This is a genomic window from Niallia oryzisoli (genome assembly GCF_043641075.1).
GTDB classification, from domain to species: Bacteria; Bacillota; Bacilli; order Bacillales; family Cytobacillaceae; genus Bacillus_BD; species Bacillus_BD oryzisoli_A.
The window spans coordinates 1865374-1881531 of record NZ_JBHZRC010000001.1 but is presented as its reverse complement, the minus strand read 5'-3'; the positions used below and the strand labels follow the sequence as shown (position 1 = coordinate 1881531).

Below are 16158 nucleotides of genomic sequence, written 5' to 3'. Positions count from 1 at the left end.
GGGCTATAGCCAAGCGGTAAGGCAACGGACTTTGACTCCGTCATTCGTTGGTTCGAATCCAGCTAGCCCAGCCATTTCGCGGAAGTAGTTCAGTGGTAGAACACCACCTTGCCAAGGTGGGGGTCGCGGGTTCGAATCCCGTCTTCCGCTCCATTTATTTTTGGCGGCATAGCCAAGTGGTAAGGCAGAGGTCTGCAAAACCTTTACCACCGGTTCGAATCCGGTTGCCGCCTCCATTTTTATCATCATAAATTAGGCCGGTGTGGCGGAATTGGCAGACGCGCACGACTCAAAATCGTGTTCCTTCTGGAGTGTCGGTTCGACCCCGACCACCGGTATCCTTAGATATTACATATATCAGAATATAAAACACTCTTAATGTTGACACAACAACAATAAGAGTGTTTTTTTATGGAATTAAAAAGTTCAATTTGTATTGATCTAACGGAGATGTTTTTAATCTATAGCAGTATGATTTTTTTAGGCATGACTGTATGGGACATCCTTGTTGCTTGATTATTTATTTTGGGTACCAAGGAATCATTGCACCTTTTGGCAACAAATAATAATGAAATAAGCCACTCTTCATCTATTCTATAATAAATGAAGAGTGGCCTCTAAAATTAGTTTCTAATCAAATATTCAAAGGCTCCCAAGGCGGCTGTTGCCCCTGATCCCATTGAAATAATGATTTGTTTAAATTTAGTATCTGTACAATCTCCTGCTGCATATACACCAGGAATATTCGTTGAACCAGATTTATCTACAATCACTTCACCCATACGATTAAGTTCAACGGTACCACGGAGCCATTCAGTATTTGGTATCGTACCAATTTGAACAAATACTCCTTGTAGCTCAATATGATGTTCTTCACCAGTCTTACGGTCGATGTAGGTAGCACCATTTACTTTGTCCTCACCGGTGATTTCTTTAATTTGGGCTTGCTCGATAATCGTCACATTAGGAAGACTACGCACGCGATCCTGCAGTACAGGGTCTGCTTTCACTTCAGATCTAGCCAGTAGAGTAACGTGCTTAACGATACCTGCTAAATCAATCGCTGCTTCAACCCCGGAATTTCCGCCCCCAATAACGACAACATGTTTCCCAGCAAACAATGGACCATCACAGTGTGCACAATAAGCAACCCCTTTATTTCTGTACTCTGCTTCTCCAGGTACATCGGCAGTACGCCAGCGGGCACCTGTAGAAAGGATAACTGTTTTGCTTTTAAGAACTGCGCCATTTTCTAACTCAACTTCAATAAAGTCTTTCTTTTCTAAACCTTTAGCACGCTGTAAATTCATAATATCCACATTATACTGTTTCACATGTTCTTCTAAAGTAGCTGCTAGTTTTGGGCCTTCTGTGTAGTTTACTGTTATTAGGTTTTCAATTCCTACTGTATCTAATACTTGTCCTCCAAAACGGTCTGCAACAATCCCAGTACGGATTCCTTTACGTGCTGAATAAATGGCAGCACTCGCGCCTGCAGGTCCGCCCCCGACAATGAGAACATCATAAGGTTCTTTATTCGCAAACTCCGAAGCATCTGGTCCGCTGCCAAGCTTTACAAGAATTTCTTCCAGTGACATACGGCCACTGTTAAAGAATTCCCCATTTAAATGTACAGTAGGTACAGCCATAATATCCTTTGCTTCGACTTCCTCTCTATATACAGCACCATCAATCATCGTATGAGTGATGCTTGGATTAAGGAGACTCATCACGTTAAGGGCTTGAACAACATCAGGACAATTATGGCAGCTTAAGCTGGCATAGGTTTCAAAATGATATTCACCCTTGATTGCTTTTATTTGATCAATGACCTTCTGATCCACTTTTGGGGCTCTGCCGCTCACTTGCAGCAGGGCTAATACTAATGAAGTAAACTCATGACCAAGCGGGATGCCGGCAAATGTGATTCCAGTGTCTTCACCAGGGCGATTCACACTAAAACTAGGTGTTCTTTCTAATTCTGCTTTCTCTACCTTTATATTTGTAGACATAGCCGCTAGTTCATCTGCTAACGCTGTCATATCCCGTGAAACATCATCCGCTCCTACACTTACTTTAATATGTACTTCACCTTCCATAAGCTGAAGATATTGAGATAATTGTGTTTTGATTTCTCCATCTAATATCATGAATATAGTCCTCCTTTATTTGTTAATAACCTTATTATACTATTTTAATGGCGTACAATATTTGAATGAGTGTGAACAAATTGAGTTTCTTTCTCAGTTGTTTCATTAATTAGTCAATAGACTAGAGGTTTTATTTATAATAATTATTAAATTAAATTTATTATAATTTAAAATTCGGTTTTGTAAAGCTACAACTCAATTTTCGTTAAAATTGATTATGTATGTTAAAAAATAAAATGTATACAAAAAATAAAAAATTGTATACAATTATTCTAGCGCAATCTTATCAATTAAAGGAGCTAATAAAAATGCTAGTGAATACTAAAGAAATTTTACATAATGCTCAAAAGAATAAATATGCAGTGGCAGCATTTAACGTTTATAACTTAGAAACAGTTCAAGCTGCAATTACGGCTGCAGAAAAGGAAGGTCAGCCTGTCATTATTGCTTTAGGTGAAAGATACTTTTCTACAGTAGCGTTGAAGGGTTTGCTGCATTAGTTAAAGCAATGGCCGATAAAGCACACATTCCAGTTGCCCTTCATTTGGACCATGCTTATGAAAAAGAATCCATTATTCGTGCGATTCGATGCGGTTTTACATCTGTTATGTATGATGGTTCAAAATTTGAACTTGAGGAAAATATAGCCTATACAAAAGAGATTGTAGAAATTGCACATATGGCGGGAGTCTCAGTCGAAGCTGAGATTGGATCTGTCGCTAGGGGGGCATTCTCGGATGAGGAAGAAGGGAATGGAACATTGACAGACCCGCAATCAGCTAAAGAATTTGTTGCTGCTACAGGCGTTGACTTTTTGGCAGCCGCTATTGGGACTGTTCACGGAATGTATCAAGGTGAAGCAAAGATTGACCTTGCGCTTTTAGATGAAATTCGTACAGCAGTTAATATCCCTCTAGTACTTCATGGAGGATCTGGAACGCCGGAAGACATTTTAAAGAAAGCTATACAGTTGGGAATATGCAAAGTAAATGTAAATACAGAGGTTTCGATGGCTGCTGTTTCTTTTTTAATGAAATCTATTGAGAAAAAGCAAATGGCACATCTTTCTACTATCATGTCAGAAATGCAGTTGGCAATGGAGCCAGTAATGACAAAATTCGTTCGTTTATTATCTGGAAAATAAAAAATGCACAGGCGACTTCTTATGAAATCTCCTGTGCATTTTTTTTATAAAAATTTAACGTAATTATTGGTTACTAATGACATGAAGGTAAAAGTTTAAATCAGTCTCCAAATGCTTTTTCATCAGTGATTCTGCTGTTTCACCATCCCTCGCAAGAATAGCATGATAAATTTCTTCATGCTCTTCGATCAAATGAGGGCGATTATAAATAACAACTGTTTTTCTAAATAGATAAATTATGGCCTGCATTCGATCAATAATATCGATCATAACGGGGTTATTGCTGGCACTTACAATGTCATTATGGAAACGCTCGTTAGCATTCATGATTTCTTCTTTTGTTCCAGTTTTTCCAATCTTAACATATTCATAGAGCTTCTCTATTTCTTTATCTTTTAAGAAGGTGGCAGCACATTTTGCCGAATACCCTTCAAGGAGAATCCGAACCTGGAACATATTGCGTAAATCCTTTTCAGTTGGCTTAACGACTTTTTTCTTTACGATTAATCCTTCATTTTCTAATTTCCGTATAGATTCCCGTATGGGGGTTCTGCTTACACCTAATTCAGCTGCAAGCTTTTCTTCTACAATTTTTGTACCGCCCGGAATTTCACCTGTTAATATTCGATCCCTAAGGACTTCATAGCATTGATGGTAAGCTGGACGGGAGCCATTACTTTCAAGCACAAAATTCACCTCAATATTCATCCTAATCTATATAGTACCAAATAAACAGAAAAAATACACCCGAGTACAAAATAATAAAAAATGTATACAAAAATACGAAAAAATGTATACAAAAAATAAAAATTAGTATACAATAATTTTTGTAAACAAGTTGTAAGCGATTGCTTACAGAAATTATAAAATATTGGATAGCTTTCTAAGGCGGTCCAACTCTTAAAACATTAATCTATTTAACTAGCTAGGGGGAAACAACATGGCAAGAAAAATAGGCTTTATCGGACTAGGAATTATGGGGAAACCTATGTCATTAAATCTTATTAAGGCTGGGCATATATTAACGGTTACTGACCTAAATCAGGAAGCAGTAAAGACATTGGTAGAAGCCGGTGCAACAGCTGCTCAAACGGCTAAGGAAGTAGCTGAAAATAGTGAAATAATCATTACAATGCTACCTGCATCAAAGCATGTACAAAGCGTTGTTTTAGATGAAAATGGTATTTTAGCAGGTGCAAAAGAGGGTTCTATCATTATTGATATGAGTTCAATCACACCAACCGTTTCAAAACAACTAGCTGAAGAAGCAGCGAAAAAGGGCGTTGGATTCTTAGATGCACCTGTAAGCGGAGGAGAGCCAGGAGCCATCAACGGAACATTGGCCATTATGGTTGGCGGTAAGGAAGAGTTTTTCGAAAGTGCGAAGCCTGTGCTATATGATATGGGGAAGGCCGTTACATTAGTTGGTGACAGCGGCTGCGGTGTTACAGCAAAATTAGCCAATCAAATTATTGTAAACCTTAACATTGCTGCAATGTCTGAAGCATTAGTATTAGCGGCAAAGGCAGGAATCAATATTGAAAAAATGTATGAAGCTATTAGAGGCGGACTTGCTGGAAGTGCTGTTCTTGATGCGAAGGTACCACTAATTTTGGAAAGAAACTTTGTTCCAGGCGGTACAATGGCAATCAATATGAAGGATATTACGAATGTTATGGATACCGCACATGATATTGATGTTCCGCTTCCATTATCAAGTCATCTTCTTGAAATTTTCCATGCACTAAAGGCTGATGGGAAAATTATGGATGATCATGGCGGCATTGTTCAATATTATGAAAAACTAGCGAATGTTGAAGTAAAGAAGGCCTAAGCGATGAATGAAAATAAAAGATTAATTGAAGAAGCATTTAGTCATATAAAGCCTGTGGAAATAAGTGAAGTAGATCAATTGATTGAAAAACAGCTTCAGGCTCTTAATAAAAAGATTATTGTACTTGATGATGACCCAACAGGAGTCCAAACTGTTCATGGTATTTCCGTATATACTGATTGGTCTGAGGACAGTCTTGAGAAAGGATTTGCTGAGGAAAACTCCATGTTTTTTATTTTGACAAACTCCCGCGGGTTTACTACTGATGAGACAGAAAAGGCACACCAGGAAATAGCAGCCAATATCGTGAGAGTAGCTAAGAAAAACAATCAGGATTTCACTATCATCAGCCGTGGGGATTCTACCTTAAGAGGACACTATCCACTTGAAACTAAGGTTTTGAAGGAAACAGTTGAAGCAAGCTCAAATAATAGGTTTGACGGTGAAGTCATTATTCCTTTCTTTAAAGAAGGGGGCCGCTTCACAATTGATAATGTACATTATGTACAAATGGATGAGTATTTAGTTCCTGCAGGTGAGACTGAATTTGCTAAGGACCGTACGTTTGGATATACAAGATCCCACTTGGGGGAATATGCAGAAGAAAAATCACAGGGTGAATATAAAGCAGCGGACATGACATACATCACACTTGAAAGTCTGCGTAACCTTGATATTGAAACAATTGAACAACAATTACTAGAAGTGGAAAACTTTAATAAAGTCATTGTGAACGCAGTGGACTATGTGGATGTGAAAATATTTGTCATTGCTTTAGTTAGGGCTATGAATAAAGGAAAGAACTTTATGTTCCGAAGCGCAGCAGCACTTACGAAAGTAATTGGCGGTGTTACGGACAAGGCATTATTAACAAGAGAAGAGCTTGTAAGTGAAGATTCCAATCATGGTGGTTTAGTCATTGTTGGGTCACACGTTAAAAAAACAACAGAACAATTAGAAGAACTGAAAAAATCCGATGCCCTTGAGTTTATTGAGTTTAATGTACATCTCGTATTAGACCCTCAAGCGTTCGAACATGAACTTGATAGAGTTGTTCAAGAAACGAATGGTTTGATTTGCGAAGGCAAGAACGTAGCAGTTTATACAAGACGTGAAAGACTTGACCTTGGCGAAAATAAGAAGGAAGAAGAATTAAAGTTATCCGTTCAAATTTCTGATGCTGTAACAAGCATCGTGCAGAGATTAGAGGTAAAACCAAACTTTATTATCGCCAAAGGTGGAATTACATCAAGCGATATCGGAACAAAGGGACTAGAAGTTCAAAGAGCAACAGTAGCAGGACAAGTCAGACCCGGAATTCCAGTTTGGACCACTGGAACTGAAAGCAAATTTCCTGGTATGGCCTATGTGATTTTTCCAGGGAATGTAGGAACAAAGACAGATTTAAGAGAAGTAGTTGAAATGTTAAGCAAGAAATAAACACGATTTCGTCATATCTGGGGAAAAACGGCTAACCCTTTGAGGGTGTCTTGAGCTCAAAGAAAATTTACAGCATGGACATTACCTAGCTTCAAGATGAAAATTTCTTTATTGGAGTCAGACACCAATAGGGGTTAGCCGTATCATCTATTCTATTTATATTAAAAGAGGAAGAGGATTACTATGCCAATTATCTCAGTCACAATAGGCGTTGCTATATTGTTAGTGTTAATGATGGGATTTAAATTAAACGCTTTCGTATCATTAATTCTCGTTGCTTTAGTGGTAGGAATTCTAGAAGGAATGACACCCATTGAGGCAATTGATTCAGTTGAAGCTGGTTTAGGCGGAACACTTGGCCATCTTACGATGATCATTATTTTTGGTGCTATACTAGGTAAGTTAATGACCGATTCTGGCGGTGCACAGCGTATCGCGACAACATTGATAAAAGCATTTGGAGAAAAAAGAATTCAACTGGCTGCAGTTATCACTGCTGCTGTTGTTGGAATTGCTTTATTCTTTGAAACTGGGGTTGTTGTTTTAATTCCATTAGTGTTTACAATTGCTACAGCAGCTGGAGTACCCGTACTATATATCGGGATGCCGGTAATTGCTGCTCTAATTACGATGCACGGATTTGTACCTCCGCACCCGGGTCCAACTGCAGTTGCAGATGTGTTTGGTGCAAATATTGGTTTAACAATGATCTTAGGAATCATCATTGCTATTCCTGCATTTATTCTTGCGGGTCCAGTATATACAAAGATTTTTAAGAAAGAAGCATTGGAAATTGAAATTCCAAAAGGCCTATTTAATCCTAAGGAGTTTAAAGAAGAAGAACTGCCAAAGTTCGGAATCAGTCTTTTAACTGCTCTTTTACCTGTCATTTTAATCGCCATACAGGCAATTGTAGAAATATTTGCTCCTGAATCAGCAATTGCGTCGGTGACTAATTTTATTGGTAATGCGAATGTGGCTCTTGTCATTTCAGTTTTAGTAGCTATTTTTACCTTTGGTTTAAATCTTGGTAAAAAAATGCCGGAAATTATGAATTCTCTTAGTGAGGCTGTAAGTGGAATTGCAATGATACTATTAATCATTGCGGCTGGTGGTGCGTTCAAACAAGTACTAATTGACAGCCATATTGATAAATATATTTCCGATATCATGGCAGGCTCGTCTCTTTCGCCGTTGTTACTTACCTGGTTGATTGCTGCAATTCTAAGGATCGCAGTCGGTTCTGCAACAGTAGCAGGGATGACAGCAGCAGGGATTGCTGCACCTCTTGTAGCAGCTACTGGTGCAAGTCCAGAGCTAATGGTTTTAGCGGCCGGTGCTGGAAGCGTTACCTTTTCACATGTTAATGATGCTGGTTTCTGGATTTATAAAGAATATTTTAATCTTACAATTGGAAAAACGATTAAAACATGGTCCATCATGGTAACGATTATTTCCCTAGTTGGACTTGCTGGTGTATTGATACTTGATATGTTTATTTAATACTTTATCAATAAAAAAAGCGAACCGTTCTTATTGAACGATTCGCTTTTATAACTATATGATTAGTTAAATTCTATTCTAACCCAATCACAATAGACGGCTTTCCAACAGGGTAATATTCAATCTTTGAACACGCTCTAATTTGATCCTCATTAAAGCAATTTCTGCCGTCAAAAATAATCGGCTGCTTCATTTGTTTTGTGACTTCTGACAAATCCAATTGCTTAAATTCACTCCACTCAGTCACAATAAAGACTGCATCTGCATTTTCGACTGCCTCACCCACTGAACGAGCATATTCAATCGTGTCTCCTAAAATTCTCCTCGCATTTTCCTTCGCTACCGGGTCATAAGCAACAACCTTTGCTTTCTCTTGACTCAATAGACGGGCGATTTTGATGGAAGGAGCTTCTCTCATATCATCTGTTTCAGGCTTAAATGAAAGGCCGAGCATAGCAATTTTTTTATCTTTTAGTTGATTTAGTCTGATGCGGGCTTTTGTGAATAGTAGCTTTTGCTGTGCATCATTGATGGCAATTGTTTCTTTTAATAGGGAAAAATTGACTCCATGTAAGCCTGCTGTATGAAGCAAGGCTTTCACATCCTTTGGAAAGCAGGAGCCGCCATATCCGATACCCGCTTGTAGAAAAGCTTCTCCGATACGTTTATCCTTCCCCATTCCATTAGCTACATCGATAATATTTGCACCTACGGCTTCACATAAATTCGCTACTTCGTTAATAAAGCTTATCTTAGTTGCTAAAAATGCATTAGAAGCATATTTTATCATTTCTGCGCTTCTAACATTGGTCATAAGGATAGGAACGTTTAATGGACGATACATTTCTTTTATTTTCAAGGCGGCTGCACTATCTTCAGCACCGATGATAATTCGATCAGCCTTCATGGTATCCTTTATAGCCGAACCCTGTCTTAAAAATTCAGGGTTAGAAACCATTTTAAAAGGGGTGTTTGTATGACTACTAATTATGCTTTTGACAAGATCATTTGTACCAACCGGAACGGTACTTTTGATCACGACTATGGCATCATGTTTGAGAAGGGGTGAAATGTCTTTTGCAGCTTGCACCAGAAAGGATAAGTCAGCAGAACCATCATCCCCCTGTGGTGTTCCTACGGCAATGATGATGATTTCTGCGTTTTTTATTCCTTCTTGATGGGAGGTCGTAAATTGCAGTGTTCCCGCGGCATTGTTTTTTGAAAGCAGACTCTCCAGTCCAGGTTCATATATAGGGGAAATTCCTTGACGGAGCTTGTTAATTTTTTGTTCATCAATATCGATGCACATAACATGATGGCCAATTTCCGATAAACAAACACCAGTTGACAGACCGACATAACCAGTACCCAAAACGGCTATTTTCATTTCAATCAGTCTCTTTCTTTAGCATATTCTCTTTTTCAGCAATCATTTTTAAATAGGAAAGAACTTCTTCCTTAATGTCATCACGCTGTAAAGCGAAATCCAATGTTGCTTTAATAAACCCGATTTTATCACCAACATCATAGCGTGAACCTTCGAAGTTATAGGCTAATACAGCCTGTTGTTTATTCAGTTCATTAATGGCATCTGTTAGCTGCAGCTCATTATTATATCCGATTGGCAGCTTTGACAAGATATCAAAGATTTCAGGTCTTAATACATATCTTCCCATAATCGCATAATTGGAGGGTGCAGCTTCTCTTTGAGGTTTTTCTACTAATGAATCAATGTAGAAGAGATTTGGATCAATATTTGTCCCCTTTGGCTTAATAATGCCATATTTATGAACTTGGTTTTCCGGTACTTCCTGGACAGCAATACATGAGCTGTTACAGTATTCAAATACATTAATCATTTGCTTTAAACACGGTGTTTCAGACTTGACTATATCATCGCCAAGCAATACGGCGAAGGGCTCATCACCAATAAAGCTTTTTGCGCATAAAATGGCATGGCCTAGGCCTTTTGCTTCTTTTTGGCGGACATAATAAATATTAGCCAGGTTTGAAATTTTTTGTACTTCTTCTAATCTAGCAAGCTGCTTTTTCTTTAATAAGGCATCTTCAAGCTCATAGGATTTATCAAAATGATCCTCGATGGATCTTTTTCCTCTGCCGATGATGATAACAATTTCTTCTATTCCTGAAGCCACCGCCTCTTCTACGATATATTGAATAGTAGGCTTATCAACAATCGGCAGCATTTCTTTAGGCTGAGCCTTTGTGGCCGGTAAAAAACGAGTTCCAAGACCAGCAGCTGGAATAATCGCTTTTTTAATTTTCATAAGCTGCCCCCATTTCTATATTCCTTATTCCTTTATATGCATTCAGACAAGTACCGGTCACGTTAGTAGCCTATCATGCTAAATTTTGAAAGATATCTAGATTTACGAGAGGACTTGTCCGAAAAATGGTAAACAAGATATAGTCCCGAGCTGTACTTTTTGTTGTAACAATTGAAGCGATTATGAAGTAGAGGGTTTTCTAATAGCAAAATAACCATCGAAAACCCTGAGTATACATCACTTTTTATGAAGGATTATTATTCTGCATTGGTCTATATATTTTATCAACAAATTTTTGAATGAGGTCTGGGAGGATTTTTTTTCGACGAACGAGCAATGAATTGACCATTGCTTTTTTTTCTTCTTTTGAAACCATCCATTCGTCAGGGATCATGGACACAATCTCTTCAATTAAAAAGGTTGGAATGGTTTGGATAATATTTATTTGTTCAAATAATTGTTTCTCATCTGGAATAAAAGAAGCCATGATTTGATGCGTAGCACTTTTAATTAAGCCAGTCGGCAGATTTTCAAGCTCATCCTGCTGCCAGTTATAGGTTCCGAATACTTCTGCGTGGTCAATAGCCCACAATCGGAACGCATTTTCCGATTCACCCTGTAATAGGATATTTTTTCGCGTTCTGTCGCTGTTATATAGCCAATAATCAAATACAATGATACTTGCCAGCTCATTTGAATTGGTTATCTCGGGTATTCTGAGAACTTGGTGTCCATCTAAACAATCAGGAATATAGGTTAGTGCAAATTGATGGGGGGTGTGGTTCATTGCTGCCAGTTCAGGTATTTGTGAAGAGAAGCTTTGCGGAATGTCTATTATTCGTGCAAATGGGATAGGCAAACCAAGGTAACGTGCCAGGCAATAAGAGATCCATTCATTAGGTAATGTTTTTTCGAACCCCTGTTGAAAATATTTAACGACATAATCCTTTCCATCACTAAATGAAATTAAATGGGCATTGGATTTACCCTCTAATTGTTTCTGATAGGCAATTGGTTCAATCATGGTTATCCACCTCGCCAATACTCTTATGATTGACCGGTACTAAACTTTTCAATAGATTGATATATTGATCAGCCACTACTTGGATATCAAACTTTTCCTGAGTGTGCTGTATGGCCGTATTGGACAATCTTTGATGTAGTTGGGGGCTATCTACAATAGTATAGATTTGTTTAATCGCATCCTGCACATTTTGTCCTCGAAAGAGAAGACCGGTTTCTCCATGAATAACCAGCTCTGTGACAGGCATCATATTAGAGGCAACAACCGGCACACCGCAAACCATTGATTCAATAAAGGTGTTTCCGAAGGATTCTGACCTCGTTGTTGCTAACGTGCATCCACCTGATGAGCGAATTTTTGCATAAACATGAGGCATCTGCTGATAAGGAATGACAGGGAACCACTTGATAATATCGGAAAGCTGCTCCTCCTCCCAGGTTTTTGCAAATTCCTCGCGTTGAATGCTTTGTGCTCCGCCTATTACCCAAAATTCAATATCACTACGTTCATTTTTTATCTGTTTGGCAATCTCGACTAGCATTGGCCAATTTTTCCGTTTATCTAATCTACCAATCCATCCAATTACTTTTTTGCCGTCAGTCAGCGTTGGCTTGCTTTTAACATCCACTTCTTCAGCAGGTAATGGTCGGAAGAAAGATGTATCCACACCATTGTAAATAACATTACGTGGGATGGAATCCGTTAATATGGAAACTAATCGTTTTTGATAATGTGATGGTACAATGATTGTTAATGGATTTATTCCTTCAAAGGATTTCAAGTGGGGTATTAGTTTGATTAGCTCGGGTGTACGGGCCTCGATTAAGACAGGACCTTGATAGTTTGCCTTTTGGATCCACTTATAAGCAGCAGCTGTATCTACAACAATAATTGCATCATAGGAACCTTGTTTAATAATTTTTACAATTTCCTTCTTGTCCTTTGTCAAATAGACTGGAGCAACATCCTCCATAATATGAAGTCCTCCATGGTCAGTTGTATATAAGAATTCAGTATCTATGCCATGTTTTTTGAAATAGATTGCGCGATTTCTCCATCCGGCATTCACTCCACCAACAGTGAGCAGCCGCCAGATAATTAGTACTTTCATAAAGGTCACTCCTCACTAAATTTTAGGGAACCTCCTCATTTTCTTTCAAGTAGCCATATCATTTTATTTCACCTGTAATGAAAGTGTTAATGAAATAACTAACGCCGATATTTTTTGCCTTTTCTTCCATAGTTTTTACCTTTACCTGTGTCTTCTTTTTCTTTGATGGGATACGTACGATATCTTTCATTTCTAAATCCATAGAATCGGTCATGTTCTGAAGATCTATCTTTATCCCGGTATCCAAATAATTCATCTTTATCAGAATATCGGCTTTTTTTATTGTTCTTACTCTTAACATCTTGTACGGTTTCTTCGGTGCTAGAATCTTTACTTTCTGTTTGTTTTTCTTTTACTTTTGAGGTTAAATTTTCCATATGCTGTTCAATAGCATCCATAACTTTATCCGGATCATAACCTTGTACCAGCATTGCTTTAACCCATTCTTCTTTAAATACTTTGTGTACTAAGCTTTCTAATTGACTGGCATATAGTTTTTCTTCATTTGTTGTCAATAGCTTTTTACTTTTCTCTTTTAGAGGCTCTTTATCTGTGGATTCAGTCATTATTTTTTGACAAATTTGCCGTGATTGTTCTTCCATTTCAATGTAATGCGTCCATTCTGAATATAGCTCTGGATGAAGTGCTTGTACATGAGATAAAAAGATCTCTTTATTTTCCTGTCCTAACGATGTTAGTAATTTCCGAGGATATGGATAAACACGATCACGCCAAACAGTCCTTGCTACATCGATTACCTTTAGATTTCCTTCAGGTAAAATGAAAATCTGTCTTTTATGATGGTCTATCCGTTCATAACCAATTTCTTTGAAGGTGATTAACATATCAATTAACTTCAAGGAAAGCTCTTCTGTTAATGGCTGTGATTGCAAGTATTCGCGTAGATCCACACCATAGATAATTTCCATTGCGATATATAAAGGACCCTTTCCATAAACCTTTGGAAATAGATTGGTATTTTGTCCTAAAGATAGAGCATAATATTCACGCTCACAATCTTCTTCATTTCCAAATACCTTTATACAAATATCATCTGAATATTTAAAAACGGCCCCCTGACGTCCTTTCCCCATCAATTCTAAAGGGGAATAATTAATGACTTCAACGTCTTCGTTTTCCAAATTCGTAACCTTTATTTTATCGACATACTTCTCAAATTCATTTTTATCCATTTACTTCCTCCCGCTTCCTGGATAGACTTGAAATACATCCTCTTATATATGTAGTCATTTACATGGAGAAGTGGAAGGGTATGTACCTAATAAATAAAAAATGTACCCTTTCTAATGTAAAGTATTCGTTAAAAAAAACGCTGTTTTCTGACGAGAATCGACAAAATTCATCATTATCTTATTATTTTTTTAATTTTCTTGTTGCATTATCATGAATTGTTTGTTAATATAATCTTTGTTGATGCCACGCGGGTGTAGTTTAGTGGTAAAACTACAGCCTTCCAAGCTGTTGTCGTGGGTTCGATTCCCATCACCCGCTCTCTATATTACATGATAACAACGCAGTATTTCGTTTCCAAAAGAGAACGAAGTATTGCGTTTTTAATATGCATAAAAATGCCGCATGCACTAAAAAGGGACTTCATCGTTGAAGTCCCTTAAGGCTTTTATTCCGATACTTTCCATTCTGCAGTGCCGCCATGTATCTGAGTAAACATATTGGCTAATGAAGCAGTCATTTTTTCAGCCTTTTCTGTTTCAAGTGATGGTTGAAGGTAAACTATTTGAATGGCATTTTTTGTCGCTTCCGTAACAGCTGTTTTCTCTGAATCAACGAATGGGCTGCCAAAGGCTGATTCGTTATCAGCAGATAGGATTAATCGATGCAAGGAATTCATCCTGCCGTTTAAGCCAAGATATTCTTCTTCCTCATGTCCTAGTCTAATGGAAATAGGTCCATTCAGTTTATTACTGTCATATGCTCCAATGGGAATCTGATATTGTAATGAGAAGAAATTATTTAAGTCGATTGCACTATTAATAGGCGTCAGATAGTTTTGTTTTTGCACACGCCTATATAAGGCTTCGGCAGAATGACGGTAACGATTAGGGTCCTTACCTGTTTTTTTAAAGATCTGTCTCCATTCCTGAATTCCTGGAAAATCTGTTACTTTCTTGTCTTCAAATTCAAAAAAAAGTGATTCTTGAAAGAGCTGCAGCCGCCCCTTTACCATTTGTGGTGATTCACTAACACAAATATCCTGATATTGGATAAATCCAATTTTGAAATGCGGGATAAGGTCTTTTAAATCTGTGGCAATTGCCATTTCCATAGTTTCCACCTCCAAATTCTTCGTAAAATAGTTTATCATAGAATAGCATTATTCTTATTAATTTTGAGCTATGTTAAAGAACATTATGATTTTTATCTATGTTAGCAGGTTGATTGAAGTTTCTTGAACGGAAATCAACAACTAAGATTAACAGAGCTTTATTGTAAAATATAATAAAATGGGAGGAGGGCTTAGATTGAATTACTCTCAATTAAAAGAAGAAATTATTGAATACAGTAAAACGATTGGGATTGATAAAATTGGATTTACAACCGCTTCTCCTTTTAATGAATTAAAAAACCGGCTCGTACGGCAGAGGGAATTAAACTTTCAATCAGGCTTTGAAGAAAAGGATATTGATAAGAGAACAAATCCAGGGCTTCTAATGTCTGGTGCGCACTCAATGATTTCAATAGCTGTGGCCTATCCTTCCAAAATGAGAAATCGAGTCGTGAGTAAAGAAGGAGAGAGGCGAGGGATTTTTTCACGTGCCTCCTGGGGCCTTGATTATCATATCGTATTAAGAGATCGGTTAAAGAAGCTTGAGGAATTTATTCTCAAAAATGTGCCGAAAGCACAGCTTAAATCAATGGTTGATACTGGCGAATTAGTGGACAGAGCTGTTGCGGAGCGTGCTGGCATCGGTTGGAGCGGTAAAAATTGTGCGATTATTACGCCTGAATTTGGCTCATATGTCTATTTGGGTGAGATGATAACAAATATTCCGTTTGAACCAGATACACCAATGGAAGATCAATGCGGTACCTGTAATAAATGCATCGAAGCGTGCCCGACTGGAGCACTCGTAACAGGGGGGCAAATTAATGCCCAACGATGTATTTCTTTTTTAACGCAGACAAAAGAAACGATACCAGAGGAGTTTCGCGAAAGAATAGGGAATCGTCTTTATGGCTGTGATTCATGCCAAACAGCCTGCCCCGTTAATAAAGGAAAGGATTTTCACCACCATGAGGAGGTAGAAGCAGAGCCGGATATTGCAAAGCCTCTCTTACAACCACTTCTAGGCTTGAGCAATCGTCAATTTAAAGAAGCCTTTGGGCATGTTTCTGGTGCGTGGCGGGGGAAAAATCCGATTCAACGGAATGCCATTATTGCACTTGCACATTTTAAGGATAAAACAGCTCTTGAAGATTTAATTGATATCCTGTTACATGATCAGCGACCTATGATGCGTGAAACTGCTGCCTGGGCAATTGGAAAGATTGACGGTAAAGGCTCAAGACCTGCCCTGGAAAAAGCCTTGGAGAAAGAGACTGACGAGGCTGTGAGACAGGGAATTTATAAGGCTCTAAGCTAGAAGGAGGGATAACCTCCTTTTTTTATTAGATATTTACTCGA

The 16158-nt window shown here is 38.1% G+C and carries 14 protein-coding genes and 4 tRNA genes; 10 read left to right on the top strand and 8 right to left on the bottom strand.

Annotated elements, in window-relative coordinates:
- Positions 1-78 precede the first annotated feature (78 nt).
- The 3 genes from ACHUFV_RS09495 to ACHUFV_RS09485 all read left to right on the top strand — a co-directional run bounded on the left by ACHUFV_RS09495 (position 79) and on the right by ACHUFV_RS09485 (position 338).
- Positions 79-153, top strand: a tRNA-Gly gene (locus ACHUFV_RS09495).
- Positions 154-162: 9 nt separating this feature from the next.
- Positions 163-236: transfer RNA gene (locus ACHUFV_RS09490), tRNA-Cys, on the top strand.
- A gap of 20 nt (positions 237-256) precedes the next feature.
- Positions 257-338, top strand: a tRNA-Leu gene (locus ACHUFV_RS09485).
- Positions 339-623: 285 nt separating this feature from the next.
- On the opposite strand, the gene ahpF is transcribed toward ACHUFV_RS09485, so the two are convergent.
- Entirely contained in the window at positions 624-2150 is a 1527-nt protein-coding gene (gene ahpF, locus ACHUFV_RS09480; protein ID WP_394233323.1) for an alkyl hydroperoxide reductase subunit F, read from the bottom strand.
- 308 nt (positions 2151-2458) lie between these two features.
- On the opposite strand from ahpF, the gene ACHUFV_RS09475 reads away from it, so the two are divergent.
- Positions 2459-2650 carry a class II fructose-bisphosphate aldolase gene (locus tag ACHUFV_RS09475; RefSeq protein WP_394233321.1) on the top strand — a complete coding sequence of 64 codons (192 nt, stop codon included), beginning with the start codon at positions 2459-2461 and terminating at the stop codon, positions 2648-2650.
- An 8-nt stretch (positions 2651-2658) separates the two neighbouring features.
- Positions 2659-3294, top strand: coding sequence for a class II fructose-bisphosphate aldolase (locus tag ACHUFV_RS09470; protein WP_394233320.1), 636 nt, complete (start codon positions 2659-2661; stop codon positions 3292-3294).
- 63 nt (positions 3295-3357) lie between these two features.
- On the opposite strand, the gene ACHUFV_RS09465 is transcribed toward ACHUFV_RS09470, so the two are convergent.
- Positions 3358-3981: a GntR family transcriptional regulator gene (locus ACHUFV_RS09465; RefSeq protein WP_394233460.1), complete on the bottom strand. Its 624-nt coding sequence runs from the start codon at positions 3979-3981 to the stop codon at positions 3358-3360.
- Between the two features lie 253 nt (positions 3982-4234).
- Here ACHUFV_RS09465 and garR point away from each other — a divergent pair, with 253 nt between their 5' ends.
- The 3 genes from garR to ACHUFV_RS09450 all read left to right on the top strand — a co-directional run bounded on the left by garR (position 4235) and on the right by ACHUFV_RS09450 (position 8071).
- Complete coding sequence (gene garR, locus ACHUFV_RS09460) at positions 4235-5128, top strand: 2-hydroxy-3-oxopropionate reductase (RefSeq protein ID WP_394233319.1); 894 nt, start codon at positions 4235-4237, stop codon at positions 5126-5128.
- 3 nt (positions 5129-5131) lie between these two features.
- Positions 5132-6568 carry a four-carbon acid sugar kinase family protein gene (locus ACHUFV_RS09455; protein WP_394233318.1) on the top strand — a complete coding sequence of 479 codons (1437 nt, stop codon included), beginning with the start codon at positions 5132-5134 and terminating at the stop codon, positions 6566-6568.
- A 183-nt stretch (positions 6569-6751) separates the two neighbouring features.
- A complete protein-coding gene (locus tag ACHUFV_RS09450) occupies positions 6752-8071 on the top strand; it encodes a gluconate:H+ symporter (protein ID WP_394233317.1) in 1320 nt (439 codons plus the stop codon).
- A gap of 73 nt (positions 8072-8144) precedes the next feature.
- Here the strand turns inward: ACHUFV_RS09450 and ACHUFV_RS09445 are convergent, their stop codons facing one another.
- The 5 genes from ACHUFV_RS09445 to ACHUFV_RS09425 all read right to left on the bottom strand — a co-directional run bounded on the left by ACHUFV_RS09445 (position 8145) and on the right by ACHUFV_RS09425 (position 13687).
- The gene (locus tag ACHUFV_RS09445) at positions 8145-9458 is read right to left on the bottom strand and encodes a UDP-glucose dehydrogenase family protein (RefSeq protein ID WP_394233316.1); all 1314 of its coding nucleotides are present in this window, start codon (positions 9456-9458) and stop codon (positions 8145-8147) included.
- A 1-nt stretch (position 9459) separates the two neighbouring features.
- The gene (gene galU / locus ACHUFV_RS09440) at positions 9460-10359 is read right to left on the bottom strand and encodes a UTP--glucose-1-phosphate uridylyltransferase GalU (RefSeq protein ID WP_394233315.1); all 900 of its coding nucleotides are present in this window, start codon (positions 10357-10359) and stop codon (positions 9460-9462) included.
- A gap of 244 nt (positions 10360-10603) precedes the next feature.
- Positions 10604-11383: a HipA family kinase gene (locus tag ACHUFV_RS09435; RefSeq protein WP_394233314.1), complete on the bottom strand. Its 780-nt coding sequence runs from the start codon at positions 11381-11383 to the stop codon at positions 10604-10606.
- Positions 11376-12494 (bottom strand): glycosyltransferase family 4 protein, encoded by a 1119-nt coding sequence (locus ACHUFV_RS09430; RefSeq protein ID WP_394233313.1) that lies wholly within the window; start codon positions 12492-12494, stop codon positions 11376-11378. Before ACHUFV_RS09430 ends, ACHUFV_RS09435 begins: the two co-directional genes overlap by 8 nt.
- Before the next feature lie 98 nt (positions 12495-12592).
- Complete coding sequence (locus ACHUFV_RS09425) at positions 12593-13687, bottom strand: hypothetical protein (protein WP_394233312.1); 1095 nt, start codon at positions 13685-13687, stop codon at positions 12593-12595.
- A 248-nt stretch (positions 13688-13935) separates the two neighbouring features.
- Here ACHUFV_RS09425 and ACHUFV_RS09420 point away from each other — a divergent pair.
- Positions 13936-14006: transfer RNA gene (locus ACHUFV_RS09420), tRNA-Gly, on the top strand.
- A gap of 127 nt (positions 14007-14133) precedes the next feature.
- On the opposite strand, the gene ACHUFV_RS09415 is transcribed toward ACHUFV_RS09420, so the two are convergent.
- Positions 14134-14799 (bottom strand): B3/B4 domain-containing protein, encoded by a 666-nt coding sequence (locus ACHUFV_RS09415; protein WP_394233311.1) that lies wholly within the window; start codon positions 14797-14799, stop codon positions 14134-14136.
- A gap of 196 nt (positions 14800-14995) precedes the next feature.
- On the opposite strand from ACHUFV_RS09415, the gene queG reads away from it, so the two are divergent.
- On the top strand, positions 14996-16117 hold the full coding sequence (gene queG, locus ACHUFV_RS09410; RefSeq protein ID WP_394233310.1) for a tRNA epoxyqueuosine(34) reductase QueG: 1122 nt from the start codon (positions 14996-14998) through the stop codon (positions 16115-16117).
- The last annotated feature ends 41 nt before the right edge of the window (positions 16118-16158 follow it).

Bases quoted from the DNA above. Each gene is read 5' to 3' on its own strand.
- ACHUFV_RS09470 (WP_394233320.1), top strand. From the start codon at position 2,659: ATGGCCGATAAAGCACACATTCCAGTTGCCCTTCATTTGGACCATGCT.
- ACHUFV_RS09435 (WP_394233314.1), bottom strand. From the start codon at position 11,383: ATGATTGAACCAATTGCCTATCAGAAACAATTAGAGGGTAAATCCAAT.
- ACHUFV_RS09455 (WP_394233318.1), top strand. From the start codon at position 5,132: ATGAATGAAAATAAAAGATTAATTGAAGAAGCATTTAGTCATATAAAG.
- ACHUFV_RS09445 (WP_394233316.1), bottom strand. From the start codon at position 9,458: ATGAAAATAGCCGTTTTGGGTACTGGTTATGTCGGTCTGTCAACTGGT.
- ACHUFV_RS09425 (WP_394233312.1), bottom strand. From the start codon at position 13,687: ATGGATAAAAATGAATTTGAGAAGTATGTCGATAAAATAAAGGTTACG.
- garR (WP_394233319.1), top strand. From the start codon at position 4,235: ATGGCAAGAAAAATAGGCTTTATCGGACTAGGAATTATGGGGAAACCT.
- ACHUFV_RS09450 (WP_394233317.1), top strand. From the start codon at position 6,752: ATGCCAATTATCTCAGTCACAATAGGCGTTGCTATATTGTTAGTGTTA.
- galU (WP_394233315.1), bottom strand. From the start codon at position 10,359: ATGAAAATTAAAAAAGCGATTATTCCAGCTGCTGGTCTTGGAACTCGT.
- ACHUFV_RS09430 (WP_394233313.1), bottom strand. From the start codon at position 12,494: ATGAAAGTACTAATTATCTGGCGGCTGCTCACTGTTGGTGGAGTGAAT.
- ahpF (WP_394233323.1), bottom strand. From the start codon at position 2,150: ATGATATTAGATGGAGAAATCAAAACACAATTATCTCAATATCTTCAG.
- ACHUFV_RS09475 (WP_394233321.1), top strand. From the start codon at position 2,459: ATGCTAGTGAATACTAAAGAAATTTTACATAATGCTCAAAAGAATAAA.
- ACHUFV_RS09415 (WP_394233311.1), bottom strand. From the start codon at position 14,799: ATGGAAATGGCAATTGCCACAGATTTAAAAGACCTTATCCCGCATTTC.